Raw genomic sequence first — 18,690 nt, forward strand, 5'->3', positions numbered from 1 at the left:
CGCAGCGACCACGGCGAGTAGCGTGGCCACGGTGGAAAACCTGCGGCGGCGATGCGAGTCGCGCCTGCGCGGGGTCCGCGTGCCCGACCCGTTCGATCTGGACACGTTCTGCGCCGAGGTGGCGGAGCGGCGCGGCCGTCCACTGATCCGCCGGCCGGTGCCCGGCCTCAGCGCGGACGCGCCCTGCGGCCTGTGGATCGGCACCCCCGAAGCCGATCACGTCTTTTACGATCCAGGCACGTCCCCGCTGCACGCCGAGCACATCGTGCTGCACGAGCTGGCTCACATCCTCAGCGGACATTCCGGTGCCGACGGTTCGCTCGCCCGCCTGTTCCCCGACCTCGACCCGGCGACCGTCGGCCGGGTGCTGGGCCGGGCCGCATATTCCGACGCGCAGGAGCGCGAGGCCGAGATGATGGCGTCGCTGATCCGCGGCCGCTCCCCCAGGCCGCCGCGCACGACGCTGGGCCGCGTCGCCAAGGCGCTGGGCCTGGAGTGATCCTCTCGGCGATCCTGCTGGCCCTGCTCTGGGGCATGACGGTCGTCCGATTTCCCACCATATTTCGCGACAGCCGGCAACGGGCACTGTGGGCCTCCCTCGCCGCGGTCACCTTCGGCAAGACCTTCGCCTTCGCCCCGATCCTGGCCGAGACCCAGAAGCCCGCCCTCCCCCATCTGTTCGGTGTGCTGGCCGCCTTCTTCCTGCTCCGCTTCGTCGCCCTCGTCACCGGGCGCGGCGACAACCGCCGGCAGACCATCCTGGTCACGCTCGTCCTGGCCGCGCTGATCATCCTCACCGCGGGCGTGACCGCGCCGGAGCCCCGCATACCCACCCGGCATGTCGCTTACTGGGTCGTTCTGGAGGCCTATCTGGCGTACGTGCTGGTCAATGCCACCGCCCTCTTCTGGTCGACGAGCCGGCAGGTGAACCCCGGCCTGCCCCGCTTCGCGCTGCGGCTGATGGCGGTGGGAACGGCGCTGATCACCGTCTTCGCGTTCTTCCGGATCAGCGCGCTGGTCATCGACGAGGTGCGCGAGGCCGAGCCGATCGCCGAGCAGGTACAGACGATCGCGGTGCTGCTGACCGTCACCGGCGGCATGATCGCGGCCAGTCCGAGGGCCCGGAGCGCCCTGACGGCGTACCGGAATCTCCTGGCTCTGAGGCCTTTGTGGAAGGCCATGCGGGACGCCTTCCCCGAGATCATCCTCTTCACGCCGCGCCGCGCGATCGTCGAGCTGGCCGGCGTCGACGACATCCACCTGCGCCTTTACCGCCGGGTCATCGAGATCAGGGACGGCATGCTCGCCCTGCGCCCCTACCTCGAGACCACGGGAGAGAAAACCATGAGGTCAGAGGCCGAGGCCGTCGTACGGGCCTTGGAGCGCCGAAACGCAGGCGAATCCCCCACGGAAAGCTCGGCCGAGTGGGCGCCGGTCGGCGCGACCCTGGCCGACGAGGTGGCGTGGCTCGGCGGCGTCAGCCGGGAGTTTCGCCGGGCCGGCGCTCGGACTCCCACACCTTCCGGATCAGCTCGCTGATCGTGTCGCGCCCGCGCGGCGACACATCGGCCGCCCGCAACGCGATCTCGGTGACCCCGGCGTCGTGCAGGGTCCGCAGCAGCTCGAGCTGACCGTCGACCCGGGCCGCCTGCTCATCGTCCAGAAAGTACGCCACCGGCACCCCGAAATAGGTGGCCAGCGCGGTCAGATGCTGGATCGTCGGATTTCCGCGGCGCCCGGTGCGCAGCTGCCAGATGTACGTGTGGGAGATCGGCACGCCCTGATCGGCCCGGATCGCCTCGGCCACGGCCATGTAGCTCGGCTCGCCCTGCCCCGCCGGGCGCACCGAGCGGAACAGGCGGTCGAGTTTCTCGGCGATGGAGAAGGCGCCCACCACGCCCTCCTCCCCCGGGACAAGATGAGGTGCCCACCATACAGCGAACGGCGTCCATGAGCAGGGACCGGACGCGCCGGCCCATGCACATCCCCCGATGCAGGACGCCATAAACTGTGGTTGATGAGCCCGCACCACCGTATGCCAGGCCACCGGCCCACTCAAGCCCTTTCTGTCGCACCCGCTCGCTAGGCTTCGGCACATATCGATGCGTCGAGAGGAGTCCGCCGTGACGTCCGTTGTCGAGAGTCCGGAAGTCTTCACCCTGCTCACCGAGCTCACCACGATGGTCGGCCGGGAGGATCCCTATCCCCGGTACGCCCGGCTCCGCGAGATCTCCCCGATGGTCCGGGCCGGCGACAACGCGCTGGTGGTGACCCGTCACGCCGACTGCGCCGCGGTCGCCCGCGACCCCAAGCTCGGCCACATGCCGGCGCACATGCTGGCCTTCGTCGGCTTCCCCGACTGGGCCGACCACCCGGCCCTGCAGCAGTTCTTCACCAGCATGATCGCGCAGAACCCGCCCGACCACACCCGGCTGCGGCGGCTCGTCAGCTCACGTTTCACCGCGCGCCGCGTGCAGGAGCTGCGGCCGGCGGTCGAGGCCATGGTGAGCGACCTCCTGGACGACCTGGCCGGCAGCGGCGAGGCCGACTTCGTGTCGGCGTTCGCCTTCCCGCTGCCGGCCAACGTCATCGGCGAGCTGCTCGGCGTGCCGAAACAGGACCGGGCGCAGTTCCAGACGCTGGTCCGCGACTGGTCGCAGGTGCTCGACATCATCACGCCCGAGGTCCTGGAGAAGGCCGACCCGGCCGCGAAGATCATGCGGGACTACCTGACCGGGCTGGCCGCCGAGCGCCGGAGGGATCCGCAGGACGATCTGCTGAGCGCCCTGGTCAGCGCCGAGGAGGAGGGCGACCGCCTCACCGAGGACGAGCTGCTCACGATGGCCGCGCTGCTGTTCGCGGCCGGTTTCGAGACGACCACCAACCTGCTGGCCAACGGCCTGGTGGCGCTGCTCGACCACCCCGATCAGATCCCCGCTCTCCAGGAGGACGCCGAGGCCGCGGCCGAGGAGCTGCTGCGCTTCGATTCACCGGTGCAGCTGCTGGGCCGGGTCGCGTGGGACGCCACCACGATCGCCGGCGTGCCGATCGAGCCCGGTGACCGCCTGGTCGCCTATCTGGGCGGCGGCAACCGTGATCCGGAGCGGTTCGCCTACCCCGACCGGCTCGACCTGCGGCGTACGGACAACGCGCCGCTCTCGTTCGGCGGCGGCATCCACTATTGCCTGGGCGCTCCGCTGGCCCGGCTGGAGGCTCAGGTCGCCTTCCCGGCGTTGATGCGCCGGCTGCCGAAACTGGCACGCGCCGAGGGCGCCGAGCGGCGCGACAGCCTGACGCTGCGGGGTTATACGAAGCTGCCGGTCACGACAAAGTAAAAAATAAGGGCGCCGCTGTGAATTCCACGGGGGAAGAACTCACAACGGCGCACTCGGAACATTAGACCTTCTCCGGCGGGCTGTCCATCCCGGGCGCCGCATTCACAGCCGGCTTTGAGGTTCAGCCGACGCGCTGCACAACCGATCCGACCAGCTTCTGCCAGTCGCCGGCGAAGTTGGGTGACGTGCTGGCGTTGTTCAGCTGATAGATCGCGTACGCATCGACGAGCACCACGTTGCTCTTGGTCAGCACCGCGACCGCGGTGTCGGCCGTGCCGGGGTGCTTCGGCTCGTACTTCTTGTGGCGGATCACCGCGAAGCCGTCCCAGCCGCTCTCGTTGAACGTCTTGATCTCGACGGTCTCGGTGTACGCGGGCTCGGACTTGTCGTTCGTGACGGTCGCCGGCACCGACACGTCGGCCTTGCAGCCGTCGGCGATCGCCCGCAGGGCCGCCTGGCCGGCCTTGGCCGCGGTGGCGTCGCCGTAGACCAGCGCCTTCTGGTCGAGGGTCTGCGCGCCCTTCTCCCCCTCGTCCACGAAGGACGCGGCCACGACCTCGCCGCCCGGCGGGACCTCAGGCGCCGTGGAGGTGCCGCCGCAGATGCTCACCAACTGGCCGGCGGCGGGGGCGGTGGCGGGCGGGGCCCACGTCGGCCCGATGTCGGTCGCCTGCAGCAAGGCCCCGCGCATGGTGGTGGCGGCGATGAGGCCGGTCGGCTCCGGGGCCGGGTCGTCGTCGCCGGACGAGCAGCCGGCGGCCAGGAGCACGACGCAGAGCGCGGGGGCGGCGATACGAGCGAGCATCGGGCCATCTTCGCAGAACACATACCGTGACGGATCCGGGCGCTCCGGGTTAGGTTGTCGGGGTGACCGACCTCGATGCGCTGGCCCGGCGGCTGCGGGCGGAGCTGGGCCCCGACCAGGTCATCACCGACCGGCAGGAGCTGCGGACGTACGAGTGCGACGGCCTCGCCCACTACCGGGTGGTCCCGGCCATCGTGGCGCTGCCGCACACCGCCGCGCAGACCGCGGCCGTGGTCAGGGCCTGCGTCGGCGCCCGGGCCCCGTTCGTGGCCCGCGGCTCGGGCACCGGCCTGTCCGGCGGGGCGCTCCCGCACGCCGACGGGGTGCTGATCGTGACCGCGCAGATGCGCCGCGTCCTCGACGTCGCCCCCGAGGACGAGCGCGCGGTGGTCGAGCCCGGCGTGATCAACCTCCAGGTGACCCGGGCCGCGTCGCCGCACGGCTACTACTACGCCCCCGACCCGTCGAGCCAGCAGATCTGCTCGATCGGCGGCAACGTGGCCGAGAACTCGGGCGGCGCCCACTGCCTCAAATACGGCTTCACCACCAACCACGTGACCGGCCTGCAGTTCGTCGCCCCCGACGGCGACCTGGTGCGCGTCGGCGGCCGGGCCGAGGACCCGCCCGGTTACGACCTGCTCGGCGCGTTCGTCGGCTCCGAGGGCACGCTGGGCATCGCGACCGAGGTGACCGTGCGCCTGACCCGGCTGCCCGAGTCGGTGCGCACGCTGCTGGCCGCGTTCCCCGGCGTCGACCAGGCCGGGGCCGCGACCAGCGCGATCATCGCGGCCGGGGTGGTGCCGGCGGCCATCGAGATGATGGACGCGCTGGCCATCGAGGCGGCCGAGGCGGCGGTGGCGTGCGGCTATCCGGCGGGCGCGGGCGCGGTGCTGATCGTCGAGCTGGACGGGCCGTCGGCCGAGGTCGAGGCGCAGTTCGAGCAGGTCACAGGGCTGTGCGAGCAGAGCGGGGCGTTCGAGATCAGGATCGCGGCCGACGACGCGGAGCGGGCGCTGTTCTGGAAGGGCCGCAAGTCGGCGTTCGCGGCGGTGGGCCGGATCAGCCCGGACTACATCGTGCAGGACGGGGTGATCCCGCGGACCGCGTTGCCGCAGGTGCTGCGCAAGATCGACGACCTGGCGGCGAAGAACGGCGTGCGGGTGGCCAACGTCTTCCACGCCGGCGACGGCAACCTGCATCCGCTGGTGCTGTTCGACGACGGCGTCCCGGGCGAGGCCGAGCGGGCCGAGGCCACCTCGGGCGCGATCATCGACCTCTGCATCGAGTACGGCGGTTCGATCACCGGGGAGCACGGCGTCGGCGCCGACAAGGCGAAATACATGCCGCGCATGTTCGGCGACGACGACCTGGACACCATGCAGCTGCTGCGCTGCGCGTTCGACCCGGACGGCCTGGCCAACCCCGGCAAGATCTTCCCGACGCCCCGGCTCTGCGGGGAGCGTCCGGGCCGCCACCGGGCGGCCGACGCCTTCGGCGACGCCGAGGTGTTCTGACGTGGGCGTCCTCGACGAGCTGACACGGCCGGCCACCGACGACGACCACGTGGGCGGCGTGCCGGCCCGCCTGGTCGCCTCGCCCGCGTCGACCGCCGAGGCGGCGGCGCTGGTCGCCGCCGCGAGCGACCTCACCGTCGTGGTCCGCGGGGCCGGCACGAAGATCCACTGGGCTCCCCCGCCGGACCGGCTCGACCTGATCATCGACACGGCGCGGCTGTCCGGGGTCGTCGAGCACGCCGCGGGCGATCTGATCACGGTCGTCCGGGCCGGGACGCCGCTGTCCGGTCTGTCGCTGGGCGACCAGCGGCTCGTGCTCGACGGCCCGGCCGGTTCGACCGTGGGCGGGACGGTCGCGGCGAACACCAGCGGGCCGCTGCGGCTGCACTACGGGACGGTCCGCGACCTGCTCATCGGGATCACGATCGTGCGGCCGGACGGCAAGGTCGCCCGTTCCGGCGGCAAGGTGGTCAAGAACGTCGCGGGATACGACCTGGGCAAGCTCTTCACGGGTTCCTACGGAACCCTCGGGCTGATCACCGAGTGCGCTTTCCGGTTGCATCCGCTTCCGGCGTCGAGGGCGTACGTCCGTACGACCGCACCCGCCTCTCTGGCCGCGGCCGTCCTGGGCGCGCAGGTCGTGCCGAGCGCGCTCGAGATCGACTCGGCCTCCGGCGAGCTGGCCGTCCTGCTCGAGGGCACCGCCATCGGCGTACGGGAAAGAGCCTCGGCCGTGGAGAAGCTCATCGGGGGCGAGATCAGCGAGGAGGCGCCGGCCTGGTGGGGTGTGGCGCCGTGGGCCGCGGACGGGATCGGGATGAAGCTGTCCGTGCCGAAATCGCGGGTGCCGGAGCTGGCCGCGCCGGGCTTCGGAGTGCGCGGATCGGCCGGTACGGGCGTGCTCTACGCGGCGCCGCGCGACATCACCGAGGCGGAGCGGCTGCGGGCGCTGTGCGTGACCCTCGGCGGGCACGCGGTCGTGCTGACCGCGCCGCCGCCCGTGCGCGACATCCTGGACATGTGGGGCCCGGTGCCCGGGCTGGCGCTGATGCGCCGCATCAAGGACCAGTTCGACCCGGCGCGGCGCTTCGCCCCCGGCCGCTTCGTGGGAGGCATCTGAATGGTCGACGCCACGTGGGGCACCGGCGAACCACCCCGTGACGTGCTGGGACCGGTGGCCGGTCCCGCCGCCTTCGACGACGACCATCCGCCGCGGGCCGACCTTGTCGCCGACTGCGTGCACTGCGGGTTCTGCCTGCCGGCCTGCCCGACGTACGCGCTGTGGGGCGCCGAGGCCGACTCGCCGCGCGGCCGCGTCTACCTGATGAACCAGGGCCTGAACGGCGAGCCGCTCAGCGACTCGATGGTGGCGCATTTCGATCGGTGCCTGGGCTGCATGTCGTGCGTGACCGCTTGCCCGTCCGGCGTGCAGTACGACCGGCTGATCGAGGACACGCGGGCCCAGATCGAGCGCCGGCACACCCGCTCGCCGCGCGACCGTGCTCTCCGGTCGGCGATCTTCGCGGTGTTCCCGTACCGGCGGCGGCTGCGCCTTCTCCGAGGCCCGCTGCGCGCGTACAAGGGCCTCGGCCTCTCTGGTCTGCTCGGTCCGCTGCTGGCCCGGCTCTCGCCCACGCTGGCCACACTCGACGCGCTCGCCCCGCGCCCCCGGCGCGTCCCACCCCCGCCGCGCCTCGTCCGGGCCCGCGGAACGCGACGGGCCGTCGTGGGCATGCTGACCGGTTGTGTTCAGGGCGCGTTCTTCCCTGAGGTCAACTCCGCGACCGTCCGCGTCCTGGCCGCCGAGGGCTGCGACGTGCTGATCCCGCCCTCGCAGGGCTGCTGCGGCGCGCTGAGCGTGCACAACGGCCGCAAGCGGGAGGCGCAGCGGTTCGCCCGCAAACTCATCGACACGTTCGAGCACAGCGGCATGGACTACTTCGTGGTCAACGCGGCCGGCTGCGGCTCGTCGCTGAAGGAGTACGACGTCCTGCTGGCCGACGACCCGGCGTACGCGGCCCGGGCCGCCGCGTTCACCGCGAAGGTCCGCGACCTGGCCGAGCTCCTGCACGACCTCGGCCCGGTGGCCGAACGTCACCCGCTGCCGCTGACGGTGGCCTACCACGACGCCTGCCATCTGGGGCACGCCCAGGGCGTACGGAATCAGCCCCGCTCCCTGCTGAAGGGCATCCCCGGCCTGACCGTCCGCGAGATCGCGGACCCGGAGATCTGCTGCGGCTCGGCCGGCGTCTGGAACATCCTCAACCCCGTGCCGGCGGCCGAGCTCGGCGACCGCAAGGCCACCAACGTGCTGGCCACCGGGGCCGACCTCCTCGTGACGGCCAACCCCGGTTGCCTCATGCAGGTCGCCTCGGCGATCCGCCGCCAGGGCGGGACGATCGCCCTGGCCCACACGGCCCAGGTCCTGGACGCCTCGATCCGCGGCCTGGGCCGGTCGTTCCTCTAGCCCTACGACACCGGGGTGGCGTTACCCGCGTTCCACTGCTGTTTGGCGCCGAAGGTGCACTCCTGCAGAAGAACCGCGATGGCGGTCCCGCCGAACGCGCCGATGCACAGGTTCTTGTTGTACTGCTTGGCGCTGACGCTTCTGATCACCCAGGCCCCGTTCGCCTGCTTGATGGCCTCCCATTGCTTGTTGATGTCGCTCCCGCCACCGGCCCAGTTGCAGGTGCCGAGCGACAGGTTGTAGCTCAGGGAGGCGTTCGGGTGCGCCTCCAGGCAGGAAGTCGACGAGGTGCCCTGGCTCTGGAGCACCCACATCGGGTTGCCGGTGCCGCCGAAGTTGTCCACCTTCTGGTGCAGCCACCACTTGGCGAGGCTGTTCGGCGACGACGCACAGCTCTTGAGGTACGGGCTGTGGTCGTCGGCGCGGTTGTCCTCGGTCCAGAGACACATGCTGCGGTTGTCCTGGTCGCTGTGGAACACGTTGGTGAAGGCCCGGCTATACACGCCGACGGCCTGGGCCGGCAGGGCCCAGGCCGTGGTGATCAATAGAAGGACAGCGGAAAAGAGCATGGTGATACGTCTGAGCATGGACGAGTCCCCTCTCTCGGTTTCTCAGTGCGAAACATAGTTCCGCATGGAAGCCGATCGATCAAGACCCTAGAGATCCCGCTCCTTGGTGCTGCGCTCCACACAGAACTCGTTGCCCTCCGGGTCCTGCATGGTGACCCAGCCCAGACCGCCCTCGGCCCGGTGGTCCTCGTAGAGCTTGGCCCCGATGCCGACCAGCCGCTCGACCTCCTCGTCGCGGGTGCGCTCGTCAGGCATCCAGTCGATGTGCAGCCGGTTCTTGACACTCTTGGCCTCGGGCACCCGGATGAACAGCAGGCTCGGCACCGGCTCGGGCGCGGCCAGCAGCACCTCGTCGTCGTCCGGCAGGTCCTCGTCCGACAGGGGCCAGCCGGTCACCGCACTCCAGAAGCGGGCGAGCTCGTACGGCTGCGAGCTGTCGATGGTGATGTGGCGAAGGATCATGCCGTCAACCTACCGCCACGTCCGCAGCCACCACGGCAGCTCCGGCGGCGCGAACGGATCGGCGATCCACAGCCGCCGGCGCCGATCGTCGGCCGGCCCGATCACCGCCCGGAGCTCACGCCGGGCCCGGCGGGACAACCGCCGCAGCGCGACCTCGATGACCGCGCGCGGATCGTCCGGGTTACGCCAGTCGTAGTCGTCGCCGTGCCACGGAACGCCCCCGCCCCGAGGCGCCCCGCACCAGACGCGGATCGCCTCCGCAGCCCGGTTGTCCGGCCACCCTTGGCCACGATCAAGGGCGCGCAACTGGCGCATCGCCGCCGCGGAGAGCCCGGTCACGTCGACCCGGCGGCGGGAAGACCGGCGATGATGGCGCCGGAGGGTGGCGCGAACGGCAGCGGGCGGCCGGCGGGGCACGGACACTTCCCAGGGCTGGTGGCCGCCCGATCGTGCCACAGGTGAACCCGCCGAGGGGACCCGCGTTGATTTCGGAGTGGAGACAACATTGCTGGGAGATCGGGTTCGCCGAGCTGGTCGACTACTACGAGAACCACCATGTGCCGCCGATCCTCAGCCTGGCGCCGGCTCCGCTGGGTTGTCAGCGCAACTTCATCGACGCCGGTGACTTCCAGGTCGTCACCGAGCTATGACGAGGCCCGCTTCCTGGACCGGTCCCGGACCCGCTCATACGTCGTCGACGAGCGGGTCACGACCAGGCCCAGTCACTGACGTCACGCCGACCAGCCGCGGCGCCCACGTAATCGGCACGGTGAGCCGGGCCGACCAGGACCCACGCTCGTCAGGTGCCGAGCCCATGAGGTACGGCCAGGACCTGGTCAGAAAAGCCGGACCTCACCGGTAGCGGTAGGTGCGGACGATGCTCTGCTCCGTGGTCTTGCCAGCTTGTCGGCCGTGGTGGAGCGCAGGGAGACGAAGCCGGCGCCGCGCGGGAGCTGGAGGGCATCGAGGACGAGGGCCGGCTCCGGGGCCGGTCGCGGACCCGCTCGTCCGTGGTGGACGAGCGGGGCGCGTCGTGACGGTCACTGGATGGCGAAGCTCGGGTGTGGTGGCTGGTTGTAGGCGGTGTTCTGCCAGGCCAGGGCCTCCCGGTACTGGATGTCGTGCAGGAGGGTGACCACCCGGCGGTCGGTCGGGACCGGTGTCGAGTAGATGCGCAGGGCTGTGTTGTTGCTCGTCGGCCAGATGACCTCCTCGCGCCAGTCGCCCAGGATGTCGCCGGACAGGGACGGGGTCGACTTGGTGCCGTTGTTGGAGTGCACGCCCGACGCCGTCAGCAGGCGGGTGTCCGACGACGTGCCGTACTTGTCGATATGGGTGCCGTCGAGCAGCTCCCGGACCGGGTCGCCGTCCCACCAGACGACGAAGTTCGTCGAGCTCGGCTTGCGGGACGAGACGACCGAGCCGGACGGGTTGCGGACGCCTGCGGCCAGTGACGACCAGGACTCGGCGCCGGCGCTGCCGGACCAGATGTCGGCCGAGACGCCGCGGCCGTTGTCGCCGCCGGCGGGAGTGCTCCACAGGATCTGGCCGGTACGGGCGTCGGCCATCCACGACGACGGCTTGCTGGCGTCCTCGTCGACCTTGAAGACCTCGAGGCCGGCCCGGGACGGGTTGAGGTCGCCCACGTGCAGGGCGTCGCCGTGGCCGAGGCCGGTGTTCCAGAGCCGGGCGCCGTTGTCGTCGACGGCCAGCGAGCCGTAGACGATCTCGTCGCGGCCGTCGGCGTCGACGTCGGCCACCGACAGCTGGTGGTTGCCCTGCCCGGCGGTTCCCGGGTTGGTCGAGCTGTTGCTGTCGAAGGTCCACCGGCGGGTCAGCGTGCCGTTGCGGAAGTCCCAGGCCACGATCACCGTACGGGTGTAGTAGCCGCGCGCCATGATCAGGCTGGGGCGGGCGCCGTCGAGGTACGCGGTGCCGGCCAGGAAGCGGTCGACCCGGTTGCCGTACGAGTCGCCCCAGGAGGAGACCGTGCCGCGCGGGGGCACGTAGTCGACGGTCGACAGGGCGGCGCCGTTCCGGCCGTCGAACACGGTCAGGTATTCGGGGCCGCTGAGGACGTACCCGCTGGAGTTGCGGTGATCGGCGCTCGCGTTGCCGATCACCTGACCGGTGCCGGAGGTCGTGGCGTCGGCCGTCTTCATGGCCACTTCGGCGTCGCCGTCACCGTCGTAGTCGTACACCTGGAACTGGGTGTAATGAGCCCCGGCCCGGATGTTGCGGCCCAGGTTGATCCGCCACAGCCGGGTGCCGTCGAGGCGGTATCCGTCGATGTAGACCGGGTCGGTGACGCCGGACTGCGAGTTGTCCTTGGCGTTGAGCGGCTCCCACTTGAGCACCAGGTCGAGGCGGCCGTCGCCGTCGAGGTCGCCGACGCTGGCGTCGTTGGCCGCGTAGAGCGAGCTGTTCGGGTTCTGGATCGGCACGTCGAGATAGCCGCTGCCGAAGGTCAGGCTCGGGCCCTCGGCCGCCTGCTCGGCGCCGCTCACGACCGGGCGGACCGTGTACGAGGAGGACGCGGCGGCGCCGGCGTCCAGATAGTTCGTCGACGCGGTGATCGGCGTGGAGTTGAGCTTGGTGGAGCCGCGGTAGAGGTTGAACCCGACGCCGGCCGGGTCGGTGGCCAGCCACCGCCAGCTGACCAGGTTGCCGCTGCCGGAGCGGACGCTGATCAGGCCGCGGTCGAGCCGTTCGCGTTGCCGTCCGTCGGCGGCCTCGGCCCTGGTCGCCACCGTGATCACCGCGCCCGCGGTGAGGACGGCCAAGCCCGCCGCGATCTTTGCCCTGCTGGACACCGGAGTCTCCTCTCGATAGCTTCGGGAGCGCTCCCAGATTGACGTGTGTCGATGGATGAGTCAAGGAGAAGCCATGCGGAGATGGAGTACGGCCCTGATCGCCGGCCTGCTGATCGGCGCCGCCACGCTGGTCGCGGCCGCGCCCGCGTCGGCCGCCGTAGGCTGCCGGGTCGAATATAGGACGACCGCGCAGTGGCCGGGCGGGTTCGGCGCCTCGGTCGACGTCACCAACCTGGGCGACCCGGTGACCTCGTGGACGCTGACGTTCGCCTTTCCCTCGGGACAGACGGTCACCCAACTGTGGAACGGCTCGGTGACCCAGTCCGGGGCCGACGTGACCGTCCGCAACGCCTCGTGGAACGGCGCGCTCGCCACCAACGCCACCACGTCGTTCGGCTTCAACGGATCGGGCTCGGGCGCCGCCCCCACGGCCTTCGCGCTCAACGGAACGGCCTGCAACGGCGGAACGACGCCGACGACCCCGCCGACCACCCCGCCGCCTGGAGATCAGCCGGTGAAGATCATGGCTCTCGGTGACTCCATCACGGGCTCGCCCGGCTGCTGGCGGGCCCTGCTCTGGCAGAAGCTGCCGGCCGATCAGGTCGACTTCGTGGGCACCCTGCCCGGGCAGGGCTGCGGCTTCGCCTACGACGGCGAGAACGAGGGCCACGGCGGCTTCCTGGCCACCAACGTCGCCAACCAGAACCAGCTGGTCGGCTGGCTCTCGGCCACCGACCCCGACGTGGTGCTCATGCACTTCGGCACCAACGACGTCTGGAACAACCTTTCGCCGGCCACGATCCTCGCCGCGTTCACCAAGCTGGTCGGTCAGATGCGCGCCCAGAACCCGGCCATGAAGATCCTGGTCGCCCAGATCATCGGAATGAACGCGAGCAACTGCTCCGAATGCGGCCAGCGCGTGGTGAACCTCAACGCCGCGATCCCGGCCTGGGCCGCCGGCCTGTCCACCGCCGCCTCCCCGATCACGGTCGTCGATCAGTGGACGGGTTTCAACACCAGTACCGACACGTACGACGGCGTCCACCCGAACGACGCCGGAAACGTGAAGATCGCCGACCGCTGGTACCCGGAGGTCGCACGGGCCATCGGCTGATGCCGTAGCTTGTCGCGGTGATCGAGGCGCGCTACGGGAAGGACTTCGACGCCTGCGGGGCGCTCGACACCGGGGTCCTGGCCGAGCACCTGGGCGTCCCCGCCCCGCGGGAGGAGGCCGGACCGGTGAGCGGGACGAGGTCCTCGGCAAGCCGCTCTGCGTGGTCCAGCTCCAGGTGCTCGACTCGAACGCCCTGCTGTTCCACACGCTGATCGTGCCCGAGGGCCTGAAGTCGCGTCCCTGCGACGACCAGGCCGCCCTGCGGGCGGCGGTGATCGACAGCATGCGGGTGGCTTGAGGCACCCCCTCGGGTGATCACATCTTCCATTTCTGACCGATTCACGTAGTTTTCGCAGCATGTTCCAGGATCTGCGGCGGCTCACCCGGGGGCACCGCCGGTGGATCGCGGTGGCGGCCGGGCTCAGCCTGCTCGGGTCGGCCCTGGCCCTGGCCCAGCCGCTGCTGGCCGGGGCCGCGGTGGACGCCGCGAGCGGCGGGCGGGTGCCGTGGCCGGTGTTCGCGGCGCTCGCCGGGCTGTTCGCGGCCCAGGCCATCGCCCACGCGACGGCCCGCTACGTGCAGGCGTACACCGGGGAGACCATGACCCGGCAGTTGCGCCTCGCCCTCATCGTGCGGCTGCTGCGGGTGCGGATGCCGCTGCTCGACCACGTCCGCACCGGTGATGTGATCGCCCGCGCCTGCGGTGACACCGCCGTCGTCAAGACCCTCGTCGCGCAGAGCCTGGGCACCGGGCTGGCCGGCGCGATCGCCCTGGTGGCCGTGGTGGCGCTGCTGGCCCGGCTCGACCCGTCGCTGATGGCGCTGGTGGTCGCGCTGTTCACCGTCTCGGTGCTGAGCCTGCTGGCCGTGGTGCGCCGGCTGCGGGCCGCCTCGCACACCGCCCAGGACGCCGAGGGGGCGCTCTCGGCCGACCTGGAACGGGCCCTGGGCGGGATGCGCACGGTGCGGGCCTGCCGGGCCGAGCCGGTGGAGGCCTCCCGGCTCCACGGGTCGGCCACCAGGGCGTACCGGGCGAATCTGCGCATGGCCGAGCTCGCGGCACTCAGCGGGCCCGCCAACGACCTCGCGGTCAGCGGGGCCTTCCTGACCGTGCTGCTGGTCGGCGCGACCCGGGTCGCCTCGGGCGAGACCTCGCTGGGCCGCCTGGTCGCCTTCACCCTGGCCATGACCTATCTGTCGGCGCCGATCTACGAGATCTTCCAGGCCGTGGGCGCCATCCAGCAGGGCTCGGGGGCGCTGCACCGGATCAACGAGGTGCTCGCCCTGCCGGTCGAGCGCGACCATCCGCGGGCCGTGGTGCCGATGAGCCGGCGGCCGCCCGTGCTGGAGTTCCGCGACGTGTGGTTCGGCTACGACCCGGCCCGGCCGGTGCTGCGCGGCATCCGGTTCACCGTGCCCGAGCGCGGTCACGTCGCGCTCGTGGGCGCGTCCGGCGCCGGCAAGTCGACGGTGTTCGCGCTGGCCGAGCGGTTCTACGAGCCCGACCGGGGCACGATCCTGCTGCGGGGGCGCGACGCCCGCTTCATTCCGTACGCCCGGCACCGCGCCGTCGTCGGCCTGGTCGAGCAGGACTGCCCGCTGCTGGCCGGCACCCTGCGGGAGAACCTGCTGTACGGCTCCGGGCCCACCGCCGAGCGTGACCTGGACCGCGTGCTCGCGATGACGGGGCTGACCGGCGTCGTGGCCGGCATGCCCGACGGTCTCGACACCTCCGTGGGCGAGCGCGGCGGCCGGCTGTCCGGCGGCCAGCGGCAGCGCGTCGCGATCGCCCGCTGCCTGCTCTCCCGGCCCGCCCTCGTCCTGCTCGACGAGCCGACCGCCCACCTCGACCCCGACAGCGAGCGGGCCCTGGCCGCGACGATGCGCGAGGTGGCCCGGATCTGCGCCCTCGTGGTCATCGCCCACCGCTTCTCCACGGTCCAGGCGGCCGACCGGGTCCTGGTCGTCGAGGACGGCGCGGTCGCCGCCGAGGGGACGCACGACGAGTTGCTCCGCGCCAACGCCTATTACCGCCGCCTCGCCGGCGCACGCGCGGGAAGCGCGAAAGTTCGCCATCGTCCATTGTGAATCTTGTTACATAGATCATCTCCTGTCGCCCGGCGTAGTTTGCCCGCCAAAGCATTGCCTGCCGACAAAGGAGAACCATGCGATTGGTCCGCATCACGTCGGTGCTGGCCCTGGCGGGCGTCGCGGCCTGGGCCGCGCTGCCCGGCGGGGGCCTCGCCGCCGCGCAGACCCCCGGGCCGGCCGCCGCCACCGCGGCGACCGGGCCGGCCTTCGCCGCCCAACCGAAGGCGGTCACCCTCATCACCGGCGACACCGTCAAGATCCGCAGCGTCGCCGGCCAGACCACCGTGGACGTCGTCCCCGCACCGGGCCGGGAGAAGATCCCGTTCCTCACCTCCAGCGCCGGCGAGGACGTCGAGGTCGTCCCGGCCGACGCCGCGAGCCTGCTGGCCGCCGGCCGCCTCGACCCGCGCCTGTTCGACGTGTCGAAGCTGCTCGACTACGGCTACGACGACACCCGGCGCACCCTGCCGCTGATCGTTCAGGGCACGGCCACCCCGGCCGGCGCCCGGGTCACCCAGAAGCTGCCCGACGTCGGGCTGGTCGCCTACGAGCAGGACCGCAGCCAGCCGGCCGAGCTGTGGAAGAGCCTCACCGCGGCCGGCAAGCTGCGCTCCGGCGTCACCAAGGTCTGGCTCGACGGCCAGCGCAAGCCCACCCTCGACGTCAGCGTTCCGCTGATCGGGGCGCCCGCGGCCTGGCAGGCCGGGCTGACCGGGGCCGGGGTCAAGGTCGCCGTGATCGACAGCGGCGTCGACCTCACCCACCCCGACTTCGCGGGACAGGTCGCCGGCGCGGAAGACTTCACCGGCTCCGGCAACCTGACCGACCCGGTCGGTCACGGCACGCACGTGGCCTCGACCATCCTCGGCACCGGCGCCGCCTCCGGTGGCCGCTACAAGGGCGTGGCGCCGGGCGCGAAGCTGCTCAGCGCCAAGGTCTGCGGCCTCGAGGAGTGCTTCGAGTCGGACATCCTGGCCGGCATGCAGTGGGCCGCCGAGCAGGGCGCCGCCGTGGCCAACATGAGCCTGGGCGCCCCCGACACCCCCGACATCGACGTGCTCGAGCAGGGCGTCGACGACCTGACCGCCAAATACGGCATGTTGTTCGTCATCGCGGCCGGCAACTCCGGCGAGTCGGGCGACAGCACCGTCGAGTCGCCCGGCAGCGCCGAGAAGGCCCTGACCGTGGGCGCGGTCAGCAAGACCAAGGAGCTGGCCTCCTTCTCGAGCCGGGGACCCCGCGCCGAGGACGCCGCCGTCAAGCCGGACATCACCGGACCGGGTGTGCAGATCGTGGCCGCCCGCTCCGTGGACGGCCAGTTCCCGCCGGTCGACGGCGAGGAGGCGTACACCTCACTCTCCGGAACCTCGATGGCCACGCCGCACGTCGCCGGCGCCGCCGCCCTCCTCGCGCAGCGGCATCCGCAGTGGCGCGCCACCCAGCTCAAGGCCACGCTGACCGCCGCCGCCGACCCGGGGACCGGTCTGACGCCGTACGAGCAAGGCTCGGGCCTGGTCGACATCAAGCGTGCCTTGGACCAGCCGGTCACGAGCGACCCGGTGAGCGCCGGTTTCCAGCGCGACGGGACCACCCAGAAACAGACGATTGTGTACGCCAACAGCGGCACCCAGGCGGTGACGCTCGACCTGAAGCTCGGCACCGACGCGCCCTCCGGCGTCTTCACGGTCAGCGCCGACAGCCTGACCGTGCCCGCCGGCGGAACGGCCTCGGTGACCGTGACGGCCGCCGTCACGGCCGGGCTGGAGGAGCAGCCGTACGGCGGTGAGCTGACCGCGACCGCCGGCGCCCTCCGCGTGGTGACGCCGATCGCGATGTACCTGACCCGGCACGCGCTCACCGTGAACACCCCCGGCGTGACCGGCGAGAACCCGCGCTGGGTGACCATGCTGACCGACCTCGACAAGCAGACGGTCTTCTCGTTCGCGCACGCCGGCGACAGCGTCCGGGTGCCGGTCGGGCCGGGCCGCTACGTCGCCCAGTCGTACCTGCTCACCGGCTCCGAAGAAGATCCGGTCATCACCTCGCTGGCCGACCCGCGGGTGGTGCTCGACCGTGATCGCACGATCACCATGGACGCCCGCACGGCCAAGCCGGTGACCATCACGATGCCCGACACCAAGGCGGTGCCGGCCTATCACGAGGCGGGCTGGACCATCCGCGACAAGAAGCCGGAGATCTGGGGCAGCAACGACCCGTACGGCGTGCTGATGAACCTGAACTTCGCCCGCCTGCGCACGGGACCGGCGGTCGGCGGCGGCACGGCCCCGGGCTACGTCTCCTACCTGTCCGGCAAGTGGGCGGCCCCGGCGGCCACCTATCACGTCTACTTCTACGAGCGCGGCCGCATGATCGCCGGCAAGACGAAGGCGCTCCGCACGAGCGACCTGGCCACGGTCCGTTCGACGATCGGGGCCGACGTGCCCGGCGTCCCGGTGACCCGCCTGGCCATCGGCCGCGCGCCGGGCAACTCGGCCGTCTACCGCAGCGCGGACGCGCGGCAGAGTCCGCTCAGCTTCAACTACGACGCCCCGGCCACGGTCACCGAGTACTACAACCGCGACCAGCAGGCCGAGTGGCAGGTGTCGAGCAGCCAGCTCGGATACACCCACTACGAGTCGGACTGGACGTCGTGGCCGCCCGGACGGGCGTACACGGAGAAGTGGGCCAACGGTGTGGAGGGCCCGGTCTTCCCGAAGCCCGAGTTCGCGCAGCAGTTCGCCGCCCGCTACTGGGGCGACACGATGGGCGGCCCGGGCCCGCTGCACGGCGACGGCAGCGGACACGAGGGTTTCCGCTTCCCGCGCACGGGCAGCGCCGACGTGAGCATCTACCGCAACGGGAAGCTGGTCGGCGAGTCGGCGTGGACGCCGCAGGCCACCGAGGTGCCGGCCGAGGCCGGTGACTACCGGGTGCACGCGGTGTTCCGCAGCGACCCGGCCTTCCCACTGTCCACGGTGGTCGACGCCGAGTGGACGTTCCGCTCGTCCCACGTCCCCGACGGCAAGCTGGTCAGCCTGCCGATGACGGCGGTCCGCTACACCCCGGCGCTGACCATCGACAACACGGCCGCCGCGGGCCGCCTGACGACCCTGCCCATATCCCTCGACCGCCAGATCGGAGCGGCCCCGGCCGCCCCGCGCTCCTTGACGGTGGAGGCTTCGTTCGACGACGGCAAGACCTGGCATCGCCTCCCGGCCCTGCGCCTGGGAACCAAGGCCACGGCCGTCATCCAGCACCCGCGCGGAGCGGGCTTCGTCTCCCTGCGCGCCACCACATCCGACACCGCCGGCAACACCACGAAGCAGACCATCATCCGCGCCTACCGCTACCGGTAGCCAGCGCCGGTCAGTTCTCCGGGCGGGCGGTCTCCGGGCCGCCCGCCCGGGGGGCATCCTTCTTTACCTTCACGGCATGGCGCACCCCCGGGTGAGTCAGGGATGAGCAGACCGATCTCCACGGCGACGATGAGGACCACTCGTTGCCGGACGCCGCCACCAGA

General features: G+C 71.5%; 17 protein-coding genes. 11 read left to right on the plus strand and 6 right to left on the minus strand.

Annotated elements, in window-relative coordinates; all coding sequences use genetic code 11:
* Positions 1-31: 31 nt before the first annotated feature.
* Both ACFY36_RS31740 and ACFY36_RS31745 read left to right on the plus strand, forming a co-directional pair.
* Positions 32-499 (plus strand): hypothetical protein, encoded by a 468-nt coding sequence (locus ACFY36_RS31740; RefSeq protein WP_498700136.1) that lies wholly within the window; start codon positions 32-34, stop codon positions 497-499.
* Positions 496-1,539 carry an MAB_1171c family putative transporter gene (locus tag ACFY36_RS31745; protein ID WP_499749586.1) on the plus strand — a complete coding sequence of 348 codons (1,044 nt, stop codon included), beginning with the start codon at positions 496-498 and terminating at the stop codon, positions 1,537-1,539. The genes ACFY36_RS31740 and ACFY36_RS31745 overlap by 4 nt, the downstream gene beginning before the upstream one ends.
* Here ACFY36_RS31745 and ACFY36_RS31750 read toward each other — a convergent pair.
* Positions 1,478-1,894, minus strand: coding sequence for a helix-turn-helix domain-containing protein (locus tag ACFY36_RS31750; protein WP_499749587.1), 417 nt, complete (start codon positions 1,892-1,894; stop codon positions 1,478-1,480). The two genes, ACFY36_RS31745 and ACFY36_RS31750, sit on opposite strands and share 62 nt — an antisense overlap.
* Positions 1,895-2,180: 286 nt before the next feature.
* Here ACFY36_RS31750 and ACFY36_RS31755 point away from each other — a divergent pair, with 286 nt between their 5' ends.
* The gene (locus ACFY36_RS31755; RefSeq protein WP_499749860.1) at positions 2,181-3,335 is read left to right on the plus strand and encodes a cytochrome P450; all 1,155 of its coding nucleotides are present in this window, start codon (positions 2,181-2,183) and stop codon (positions 3,333-3,335) included.
* A 121-nt stretch (positions 3,336-3,456) separates the two neighbouring features.
* Here the strand turns inward: ACFY36_RS31755 and ACFY36_RS31760 are convergent, their stop codons facing one another.
* The gene (locus ACFY36_RS31760; protein WP_499749588.1) at positions 3,457-4,140 is read right to left on the minus strand and encodes a hypothetical protein; all 684 of its coding nucleotides are present in this window, start codon (positions 4,138-4,140) and stop codon (positions 3,457-3,459) included.
* Between the two features lie 62 nt (positions 4,141-4,202).
* Here ACFY36_RS31760 and ACFY36_RS31765 point away from each other — a divergent pair, with 62 nt between their 5' ends.
* Genes ACFY36_RS31765 through ACFY36_RS31775 form a run of 3 tightly spaced genes read left to right on the plus strand, consistent with a single transcriptional unit; the run spans position 4,203 to position 8,121 of the window.
* On the plus strand, positions 4,203-5,654 hold the full coding sequence (locus ACFY36_RS31765; protein ID WP_499749589.1) for an FAD-linked oxidase C-terminal domain-containing protein: 1,452 nt from the start codon (positions 4,203-4,205) through the stop codon (positions 5,652-5,654).
* 1 nt (position 5,655) lies between these two features.
* Complete coding sequence (locus tag ACFY36_RS31770) at positions 5,656-6,774, plus strand: FAD-binding oxidoreductase (protein ID WP_499749590.1); 1,119 nt, start codon at positions 5,656-5,658, stop codon at positions 6,772-6,774.
* Entirely contained in the window at positions 6,775-8,121 is a 1,347-nt protein-coding gene (locus tag ACFY36_RS31775) for a (Fe-S)-binding protein (RefSeq protein ID WP_499749591.1), read from the plus strand.
* Between the two features lie 2 nt (positions 8,122-8,123).
* Here ACFY36_RS31775 and ACFY36_RS31780 read toward each other — a convergent pair whose 3' ends face one another.
* The 3 genes from ACFY36_RS31780 to ACFY36_RS31790 form a co-directional block, all read right to left on the minus strand.
* Entirely contained in the window at positions 8,124-8,708 is a 585-nt protein-coding gene (locus ACFY36_RS31780) for an RICIN domain-containing protein (RefSeq protein WP_499749592.1), read from the minus strand.
* Between the two features lie 69 nt (positions 8,709-8,777).
* Positions 8,778-9,152, minus strand: coding sequence for a VOC family protein (locus ACFY36_RS31785; RefSeq protein ID WP_499749593.1), 375 nt, complete (start codon positions 9,150-9,152; stop codon positions 8,778-8,780).
* Positions 9,153-9,161: 9 nt separating this feature from the next.
* Positions 9,162-9,491 (minus strand): hypothetical protein, encoded by a 330-nt coding sequence (locus ACFY36_RS31790; RefSeq protein ID WP_499749594.1) that lies wholly within the window; start codon positions 9,489-9,491, stop codon positions 9,162-9,164.
* A gap of 143 nt (positions 9,492-9,634) precedes the next feature.
* Between ACFY36_RS31790 and ACFY36_RS31795 the strand changes: the two genes are divergently transcribed.
* On the plus strand, positions 9,635-9,802 hold the full coding sequence (locus ACFY36_RS31795; RefSeq protein ID WP_499749595.1) for a hypothetical protein: 168 nt from the start codon (positions 9,635-9,637) through the stop codon (positions 9,800-9,802).
* Between the two features lie 390 nt (positions 9,803-10,192).
* Here the strand turns inward: ACFY36_RS31795 and ACFY36_RS31800 are convergent, their stop codons facing one another.
* Positions 10,193-11,965 carry a rhamnogalacturonan lyase gene (locus ACFY36_RS31800; RefSeq protein ID WP_499749596.1) on the minus strand — a complete coding sequence of 591 codons (1,773 nt, stop codon included), beginning with the start codon at positions 11,963-11,965 and terminating at the stop codon, positions 10,193-10,195.
* 73 nt (positions 11,966-12,038) lie between these two features.
* Between ACFY36_RS31800 and ACFY36_RS31805 the strand changes: the two genes are divergently transcribed.
* From ACFY36_RS31805 to ACFY36_RS31820, 4 genes are all read left to right on the plus strand, one after another.
* Positions 12,039-13,079 (plus strand): cellulose binding domain-containing protein, encoded by a 1,041-nt coding sequence (locus tag ACFY36_RS31805; RefSeq protein WP_499749597.1) that lies wholly within the window; start codon positions 12,039-12,041, stop codon positions 13,077-13,079.
* 160 nt (positions 13,080-13,239) lie between these two features.
* Positions 13,240-13,377, plus strand: coding sequence for a hypothetical protein (locus ACFY36_RS31810; protein WP_499749598.1), 138 nt, complete (start codon positions 13,240-13,242; stop codon positions 13,375-13,377).
* A gap of 59 nt (positions 13,378-13,436) precedes the next feature.
* Complete coding sequence (locus ACFY36_RS31815) at positions 13,437-15,167, plus strand: ABC transporter ATP-binding protein (RefSeq protein WP_499749599.1); 1,731 nt, start codon at positions 13,437-13,439, stop codon at positions 15,165-15,167.
* Positions 15,168-15,244: 77 nt separating this feature from the next.
* The gene (locus tag ACFY36_RS31820; protein WP_499749600.1) at positions 15,245-18,526 is read left to right on the plus strand and encodes a S8 family peptidase; all 3,282 of its coding nucleotides are present in this window, start codon (positions 15,245-15,247) and stop codon (positions 18,524-18,526) included.
* Positions 18,527-18,690: the final 164 nt, after the last annotated feature.

The sequence above is a fragment of the Actinoplanes sp. NPDC000266 genome (assembly GCF_042899005.1).
Classification (GTDB): Bacteria; Actinomycetota; Actinomycetes; order Mycobacteriales; family Micromonosporaceae; genus Actinoplanes.

Bases quoted from the DNA above. Each gene is read 5' to 3' on its own strand.
- ACFY36_RS31755 (WP_499749860.1), top strand. From the start codon at position 2,181: ATGGTCGGCCGGGAGGATCCCTATCCCCGGTACGCCCGGCTCCGCGAG.
- ACFY36_RS31760 (WP_499749588.1), bottom strand. From the start codon at position 4,140: ATGCTCGCTCGTATCGCCGCCCCCGCGCTCTGCGTCGTGCTCCTGGCC.
- ACFY36_RS31775 (WP_499749591.1), top strand. From the start codon at position 6,775: ATGGTCGACGCCACGTGGGGCACCGGCGAACCACCCCGTGACGTGCTG.
- ACFY36_RS31780 (WP_499749592.1), bottom strand. From the start codon at position 8,708: ATGCTCAGACGTATCACCATGCTCTTTTCCGCTGTCCTTCTATTGATC.
- ACFY36_RS31785 (WP_499749593.1), bottom strand. From the start codon at position 9,152: ATGATCCTTCGCCACATCACCATCGACAGCTCGCAGCCGTACGAGCTC.
- ACFY36_RS31805 (WP_499749597.1), top strand. From the start codon at position 12,039: ATGCGGAGATGGAGTACGGCCCTGATCGCCGGCCTGCTGATCGGCGCC.
- ACFY36_RS31815 (WP_499749599.1), top strand. From the start codon at position 13,437: ATGTTCCAGGATCTGCGGCGGCTCACCCGGGGGCACCGCCGGTGGATC.
- ACFY36_RS31820 (WP_499749600.1), top strand. From the start codon at position 15,245: ATGCGATTGGTCCGCATCACGTCGGTGCTGGCCCTGGCGGGCGTCGCG.